This window comes from Streptomyces hainanensis (assembly GCF_004348415.1).
GTDB lineage: Bacteria > Actinomycetota > Actinomycetes > Streptomycetales > Streptomycetaceae > Streptomyces > Streptomyces hainanensis.
The window spans coordinates 1-6921 of record NZ_SMKI01000416.1 but is presented as its reverse complement, the minus strand read 5'-3'; the positions used below and the strand labels follow the sequence as shown (position 1 = coordinate 6921).

General features: G+C 73.1%; 9 protein-coding genes. 6 read left to right on the top strand and 3 right to left on the bottom strand.

Features of this window, described 5'->3' with window-relative positions; all coding sequences use genetic code 11:
* Positions 1–236: 236 nt before the first annotated feature.
* From E1283_RS28725 to E1283_RS28715, 3 genes are read left to right on the top strand one after another with little or no spacing between them, the layout of a single operon-like run.
* Positions 237–1640, top strand: a complete 1404-nt coding sequence (locus E1283_RS28725; protein WP_165956280.1) for a DUF7507 domain-containing protein — start codon at positions 237–239, stop codon at positions 1638–1640.
* Between the two features lie 27 nt (positions 1641–1667).
* Positions 1668–2027, top strand: a complete 360-nt coding sequence (locus E1283_RS28720) for a hypothetical protein (RefSeq protein WP_132821086.1) — start codon at positions 1668–1670, stop codon at positions 2025–2027.
* A 43-nt stretch (positions 2028–2070) separates the two neighbouring features.
* Positions 2071–2418: a DoxX family protein gene (locus E1283_RS28715; RefSeq protein ID WP_132821085.1), complete on the top strand. Its 348-nt coding sequence runs from the start codon at positions 2071–2073 to the stop codon at positions 2416–2418.
* Between the two features lie 25 nt (positions 2419–2443).
* Here E1283_RS28715 and E1283_RS28710 read toward each other — a convergent pair whose 3' ends face one another.
* Together E1283_RS28710 and E1283_RS28705 are read right to left on the bottom strand one after the other, a co-directional pair.
* A complete protein-coding gene (locus tag E1283_RS28710) occupies positions 2444–3322 on the bottom strand; it encodes a sigma-70 family RNA polymerase sigma factor (protein ID WP_132821084.1) in 879 nt (292 codons plus the stop codon).
* 122 nt (positions 3323–3444) lie between these two features.
* A complete protein-coding gene (locus E1283_RS28705) occupies positions 3445–4053 on the bottom strand; it encodes a hypothetical protein (RefSeq protein ID WP_132821083.1) in 609 nt (202 codons plus the stop codon).
* Between the two features lie 162 nt (positions 4054–4215).
* Here E1283_RS28705 and E1283_RS28700 point away from each other — a divergent pair, with 162 nt between their 5' ends.
* On the top strand, positions 4216–4998 hold the full coding sequence (locus E1283_RS28700) for a maleylpyruvate isomerase family mycothiol-dependent enzyme (RefSeq protein WP_132821082.1): 783 nt from the start codon (positions 4216–4218) through the stop codon (positions 4996–4998).
* A 102-nt stretch (positions 4999–5100) separates the two neighbouring features.
* The gene (locus tag E1283_RS28695; RefSeq protein WP_132821081.1) at positions 5101–5307 is read left to right on the top strand and encodes a hypothetical protein; all 207 of its coding nucleotides are present in this window, start codon (positions 5101–5103) and stop codon (positions 5305–5307) included.
* 10 nt (positions 5308–5317) lie between these two features.
* Here the strand turns inward: E1283_RS28695 and E1283_RS28690 are convergent, their stop codons facing one another.
* Positions 5318–5854, bottom strand: coding sequence for a hypothetical protein (locus tag E1283_RS28690; RefSeq protein WP_132821080.1), 537 nt, complete (start codon positions 5852–5854; stop codon positions 5318–5320).
* A 184-nt stretch (positions 5855–6038) separates the two neighbouring features.
* Here E1283_RS28690 and E1283_RS28685 point away from each other — a divergent pair, with 184 nt between their 5' ends.
* A complete protein-coding gene (locus tag E1283_RS28685) occupies positions 6039–6689 on the top strand; it encodes an HAD family hydrolase (RefSeq protein WP_132821079.1) in 651 nt (216 codons plus the stop codon).
* The last annotated feature ends 232 nt before the right edge of the window (positions 6690–6921 follow it).

Below are 6921 nucleotides of genomic sequence, written 5' to 3'. Positions count from 1 at the left end.
GTGGGGCGGCGGTGCCGCCCGGCGGCGGTCGGGGTGACGTGCGGCGCGGGGGCCGACCGGGCCGGCGGGCACGCAAACCCGCCGCGCCGGGTTGGCCGGACCCACGGGTGTGCCACTGTACGTACTTCTCCTCCTGCGATGCGCTACTGAGCGTCGCGGTTCCGCCCCCCGGCAACCACCCCCTGTGGAGCCGGTCGGCGGGCCTTCCCGCAGCGTCACCTCCGAGGGGATGAAGCATGGCCACACCTCCCGCTCCGATCCGGGTCGCCCTCGTCAACGGCAGCTTCGAAGAGCCGGCCGTGACCGACTACGAGATCCTGCCCGACGCGTCCCGGACGCAGGCGCCCAAGCGCGTCCCCGGCTGGCTCACCACCGCGTCCGACCACATGGTCGAGCTGTGGCACTCGGGCTTCCTCGGTGTGCCGTCGGCCGAGGGCGCCCAGTTCGCCGAGCTCAACGCCAACGAGGTCTCCACGCTCTACCAGGACCTGCCGACCACCCCGGGCACGACGCTGTACTGGCGGCTGTACCACCGTGGCCGCCTGGGCGTGGACACCATGGCGCTGGACATCGGCGCGCCGGGGTCGGTGGTGGAGCAGCGGCGCATCGCCGACGGGAAGGACGCCTGGGGCTACCACACGGGCACCTACGTCGTGCCGGCCGGGCAGACGCTGACGCGTTTCGCCTTCCGTTCCATCGCCGCCGCCGGCGGCAACCGCGGCATCGGCAACTTCCTGGACGGCGTCTTCTTCGGCACCGCCCCCCGTGTGGTGCTCGACAAGGCCGCGATCCCCGCCGGGCCGCTGGAGGTGGGCGATGTCATCACCTACCGCGTCACCGCCAGGAACGAGGGCGGCGGCGCGGCCGACGCCCTCGTCCTGACCGACGCCATCCCCCCAGGGACGACGTATCTGCCCGGTTCCCTGCGGATCGTCGACGGCCCGAACACCGGGGTGCTGAGCGACGCGCCCGGCGACGACCAGGGGTACTACGACGCCGAGGCGAACCGGGTCGTCTTCCATCTCGGGGCCGGCGCCTCCGGCTCCGCCGGGGGCAGCCTGCCCAACACGGAGTCCCTGCCGGACGGGACCACGGCGGAGTACCGGGTCGTCATCGACCGGGCCAGCGGCGGAAGCCGGATCCGCAACACGGCGACCGCCTCCTACGAGAACCGGCTGGGCGAGACGCCCGAGTCCCTGACGAGCACCTCCGACAAGCAGGTCACGGACGTCAGGCCGGCCGCCGACCTGGCCGTGGTGAAGGCCGCGGACGCGACGACCGTCACCGTCGGCCAGACGGTGACCTACCGCGTCACCGTGCGGAACACCGGCCCGAACGGGGCCACCGGCGTGCGGGTCGCCGACCCGCTCCCGGACGGCCTCGTCTTCCTGTCCGCCGAGGGCGCGGGAGCCTACGACCCGGCCACCGGCCAGTGGTCCGTGGGCGACCTGGCCGACGGCGCCACCGCCACGCTCGTCCTGCGGGCCAAGGCCGCCAGGCCCGGCCGGATCCACAACACCGCAGCCGCCACCGGCAACGAGAAGGATCCCGACCCCACCGACAACGCCGACTCCGTCACCGTCTGCGTCGAACCGGCGCCCTCCTGCTGCGGCCCCTGCTCGCCGGGGAAAGGGCACTGACGGCCACCACCCCCTAGAATCGAACATGTGACCGAACAGCCGCCGCCGGACGACCTGCCCACCCTCCGGGCGCTCGCCGGCTGGCTGCAGGAGCGGCTGGTCGAGGTGCGGCAGGCGGTCGCCGACGCCGAACGGGCGGCGGCCGCCGAGGCCGGCCGCCCGCGCTGGTGGGTGCGGTGGCAACGCCGACCACCGGGCGCGCCCCGACGCGGCGTGCTGCACGAGGAGGGCTGCTGGCACCCCGGCACCCCCGACCTGGACACCGCCGCACTCCACCGGCTCCTGGCCGAACACGGCCGGGGCATCACCCCCTGCGAGGTCTGCCGACCGGCCACGAAATCTTTCTCCCGGAACCTGTCACATCCCTCCGACGCCCCGGGTCAGTGAGGTGAAAGCAGCGAGCACCACCCACTGACGAGGAGCACCTCCCATGTCCGTCGCCCACGTTGTCGTCACCGTCCTGGCCGCCGCGATGGCCGCCTTCTCCGGCACCGTCGTCCTGCGCAGGGCGGACTGGATCATGAAGAGCTTCGCCGACTACGGCGTCCCCGCCTCCTGGGGCCCCGCGCTCGGCACCACCAAGCTCGCCGGGGCCGTGGGCCTGCTGGTCGGCCTGTTCCTGCCGGTCGTCGGCGTGCTGGCCGGGATCGGCCTGGTGCTGTACTTCCTCGGCGCCGCGATCACCGTGGTCCGGGCCCGCTGGTACGCGCACGTCCCGTTCCCGCTGGTGTACATGGCGCCGGTGGTCGGCTCGCTGGCCCTCGGGCTCGCCGCCTGACCGGCGGGACGACGCGCCCCGGGCGTCAGGCGTCCAGCGCCACGAGGTCGATCCGCCGCAGCCGCTCCGGCTCGGCGATCACCTCGATCTCGGTGACGCGATCCGCCACCACCGTGAACGCCAGCACGAGACGCAGCCGCCCGAACGGCGCCATGACGACCCCCACGGCGCCGTCGAGCAACGCGAGCCCGGCGAACCCGGCCCGGCCCACGGCGGCGAGCGCGCTCTCGGCCACGATCTCGGCGCCCCGGAGCGTGACCGGCTGCGGGGTCGGCACGACCATCGCGTCGGCCCGGAGCACCACGTCCGGGTCGAGCAGCGAGAGCAACGACGCGAAGTGGCCGGCGCGCGTCGCGGCGAGGAACGCCGCCACGACCTCGCGCTGCCTGGTCAGGTCGGCCTCGGGCGCCGGCGCGGCGCCCCTGACCCGGCGGCGGGCCCGGCTCGCCAACTGCCGGGTGGCCGCCGGGGAACGCTCGATCATCGGCGCGATGTCGTCGAAGGGCACGGCGAACATGTCGTGCAGCACGAAGGCGACCCGCTCGGCCGGCGTCAGCGCGTCGAGGACGACGAGCAGCGCCACCCCGACCGCGTCGGCCGTCAGCGCCTCCTGCTCCGGGTCGACACCGTCCGGCAGTTCGGTGCCCGGCTCCCACGTGTCGAGGGGCTCCTCGCGCCGCGCCCCACGGGCCCGCAGCAGGTTGAGGCACACCCGGGTGACGACCGTCGTCAGCCATCCGGAGAGGTTCTCGACGGCGGCGATGTCGGCCCGGCTGGCCCGGACCCACGCGTCCTGGAGGGCGTCGTCGGCCTCGCTGAGCGAGCCGAGCAGGCGGTAGGCCACGGCCCTCAGGTGCGGCCGGTCCGCCTCGAACCGCTCCACCAGCCGCTGTTCCCGGTCCACCGCGCGCGCTCCTCCTGCTTCGCCCCTGTTCGTCCTGGCCCGCATCATTCCGTACCGGTGCCCCGGGCCGGGCACCGGCCCCGACGGAAGTCCCGGACCAGGAGATTCCCGGGGGATGCGGATCACCCCTCCCCGGACGGCGTCCGGCGGCCGAGAATCTGCCATCGGCGGCCACCGCGGCCACGGCCCGCCGGTCGTCGGCCGTCGAGATGGCGGCGCGCGGCGCGGGTGAACTCCACGACCGCCTCCGCCATCCGCCGGTCCGTCCTCGGCTCCGCCCGGGGGTTGGTCACCAGGGCCCGGACCTCGGCCTCCAACTCCTCCCTGTTGCTGGCGACGACCTGCATCTCCTCGGCACAGTCGATGACGCGCCCGGCGAGAGCGCCGAGGTGCGCGGAACCCTCGAGGTGGACGATGGACGCGGCGGCCCGCAGCGGAGCCACCGAGACGCCGGCCCTGATCCGGAGGGCATGCCGGACGAGCGTCTCGTTGCGCTCCTTGTCGAGCCAGCTGTCGGCCTTCCCCGTGGCGGCTCGCGCCTCGGCCAGGCAGGCGTTCCAGGAGGCGCTGCCGACATAGGCGTTGACGGCCAGGAGAAACGCGGTGTAAGCGTCGCGCCGATGCTGGCGCCGGACGGCGTCCACGGCGCTACGGCCCTGGCTGCGGCCGGCCGCGTAGGAGGCGGCGGCGGTGAGGAGGGCGGTGGGAATGGATACGAACGCGGCTAACACGGCGGGATCCATGACGAACAATTGTCGTCGCCGAACGGCCGGTTCGACCACCCGTGGCCGCCGTCGCGCTCCGTCACCGTCGCCGTCGCCGTCGCCGTCGCCGTCGCCTGTCGTGGGAGAGCGACGCCCGCGAGTGGGCCCACGCGTCGTAGCCTGGCTGCCATGTCGCGCTGGAGCCTCGACCGCTACCGCACCGAAATCCTCGCCCAGACCGACCTGTTGCGCGCCCTGACGCGCGGCGCCGATCCTGGCGTCCCCGTGCCCACCTGCCCCGAGTGGAACCTCGGCCAGTTGCTGCGGCACGTCGGCGGAGCCCACCGCTGGGTGGAGACCATCGTCCGCACCAGGGCCACCGACACCGTCTCCGACCACCAGGTCAACGACGTCTTCGGATACGCCGACCGGGACCTGACCGCGGTCGACGCCTGGCTCGCCGACGGCGCGCGGCGCCTCGACGAGGCCCTGGCCGAGGCCGGCCCCGAAACCAGGGTGTGGACGGTGGTCCCGGACCAGCCCCTGGCGTTCTGGGCGCGGCGCATGCTGTTCGAGACGACCGTCCACCGCGCCGACGCCGCCTGGGCCCTGGGGCGCCGCTACGCACTCGACGCGGCGGTGGCGCGCGACGGCATCGACGAGTGGATGGGCTTCGGCACCGTCCCCGAGGCGTACGACCCCACCACCGACGAACCGCTGCTCGGCCCCGGCCGCACCCTCCGCTTCCGGGCCACCGACCATCCGGCCGACGCCTGGCTCGTCGACCTGACCGGCGAGGCCCCCCGCTGGCGGCACGACGAAGGCCCCGCGGCCGTCACCGTCCACGGGCCGCTCGCCGACCTGCTCCTCCTCGTCTACGGCCGCCCCGTCGCCGACCGCCTCGACGTCTCGGGCGACGCCGCGCTCCTCGAACTGTGGCTCCGACGCACGGGGTTCTGGCTCCACGAGTGAGCCGTCGAGCCCGCCCTTCCGCAGGACTCGGGCCACGGGAACGGCCGACGGCCGGTAACGTTCGGTGTGGTGGCTGTGACGCGGCACGTGCGGAGGCACAGGATGAGTGAGGCAGTGGACGGCGAGTGCCCGGGGCAGCACCGGCAGTGCCAGGCGTGCAGCGGCTCGCAGATCGAGGTCCGGGAGACGCTGTACCTCTCCGGCGACGGCCACGCCCAGGGCGTCGCCGCGCCCCACCGCTGCTGGCACTGCAAGGGCCGCGGCTACTCCTGCGCCGCCGAGACGCCCTGCACCCCGCCCCACGAGTAGCGGCCGCGCGTCAGCCCCGCTCCGACTTGGAGAGCGCCTCGGTGATCAGGCGGGTGGCGAAGTCACGGTCGTCGGAGATCCGGTTGATGCGCTCCGCGAGCAGGACGGCCGTGGCCTCCAGGGGATTCAACTCGGCCTCGGTCCACCGCCCGTACTGCGCGCGCCACAGGTTGGGGCTCAACCCGGTGGCCGCGGCGACGAGCAGTCCGACCATGGTGGGGATGGTCTCGGGGCGGAAGGTCCTCGGCATCATCCGCATCGTGGCCACCTGGCTGGGCACCACGTACTCGATGACGTCCTTGTCGTGGTCCTCGCAGGCCAGACGCAGCCACTTCATGAACATGTAGATGATCGTGCAGGCACCGTCCAGCACCTCGTCGATCCCCCTGGGCCCCAGGGTCGCGGCGAACTGCTCGACCATGCGCTGCTGTTCGGGATCGGCCTCCGTCTTGCTGTCGTAGAGGGCCCTGAGTTGGGAGTCGATCATCATGAGCGCCGCACCCACATCGCCGACGGGAGCGTACTCGGGGTCACAGGGCGATGACATGGGGCGCCTCCTCGTTCCACCGCGGCGGGGAGCGCGGCATGCCAGCACGGTAGACCGCGGACCGGACGGGAGTCCGGCGATTCCCGACGGACCCCCCGTTGGTGGCTACCGCCCTCACCACGTCGACGGCGGGCGTCACCACGGGGCGGGTCGCCGACCACGATCACGACCCTATGGTGTCGGGGTGATCAGATCCGTGGTCCTGGACATCGGCGAGACCCTGACCCACGACGACCGGTACTGGGCGTCGTGGGCCGACTGGTTCGGCGTGCCGAGACACACGCTGTCGGCCCTGGTTGGCGTGGTCGTGTCGCAAGGCCGGGACAACGCGGACGCGATCAGGTTGCTGCGCCCCGGCGTCGACCTGGCGGCAGAGTACGCCGCGCGTGAGGCGGCGGGGCGCGGCGAGGCGTTGGACGAGTCCGACCTGTACGAGGATGTGCGGCCCACACTGTCCGCGTTGCGCGACCTCGGGGTGCGGGTGGCGGTGGCCGGCAACCAGACGTCACGCGCCGGGAAGTTGCTGCGGGCGCTCGACCTGCCCGCGGACGCGGTCACCGTGTCCGGCGACTGGGGCGTGGCCAAGCCGGCGGCGGAGTTCTTCCGCCGGGTCGTCACCCTGGGTATGGCCCAGCCGGACGAGATCGTGTACGTCGGCGACCATCCCGCCAACGACATCTTCCCGGCACGGGACTTCGGGCTGCGGACCGCGCATCTGCGGCGCGGCCCGTGGGGGCATCCGTGGGCGGATGCCCCGGAGGTGCGTGCGGCGGCGGACTGGAGCGTCGACGGCCTCGCCGAACTGGCGGATGTGGTGGCCCGGGAGAACACCTGAACGCACGCACCAGGCGTGATCGTCTGGGTACTGTTCGGAGCGGATGAACCGAACGGGAGCCAGTATGCCCGCACTTTCCGCGTGGGAGGTTGGGCGCCGCGTGGGCTAGACGAGTAGTTCCGAATGAGGGGTTTTCTGACGTGGGGGAGGGTGTCCAACATCGGGTTGTGACGACCGAGTTAGACACCCTCTTGACGGCACTGTACGTCCACGTCGATGACCGGTTGAAGAC

Bases quoted from the DNA above. Each gene is read 5' to 3' on its own strand.
- E1283_RS28725 (WP_165956280.1), top strand. From the start codon at position 237: ATGGCCACACCTCCCGCTCCGATCCGGGTCGCCCTCGTCAACGGCAGC.
- E1283_RS28715 (WP_132821085.1), top strand. From the start codon at position 2,071: ATGTCCGTCGCCCACGTTGTCGTCACCGTCCTGGCCGCCGCGATGGCC.
- E1283_RS28700 (WP_132821082.1), top strand. From the start codon at position 4,216: ATGTCGCGCTGGAGCCTCGACCGCTACCGCACCGAAATCCTCGCCCAG.
- E1283_RS28695 (WP_132821081.1), top strand. From the start codon at position 5,101: ATGAGTGAGGCAGTGGACGGCGAGTGCCCGGGGCAGCACCGGCAGTGC.
- E1283_RS28690 (WP_132821080.1), bottom strand. From the start codon at position 5,854: ATGTCATCGCCCTGTGACCCCGAGTACGCTCCCGTCGGCGATGTGGGT.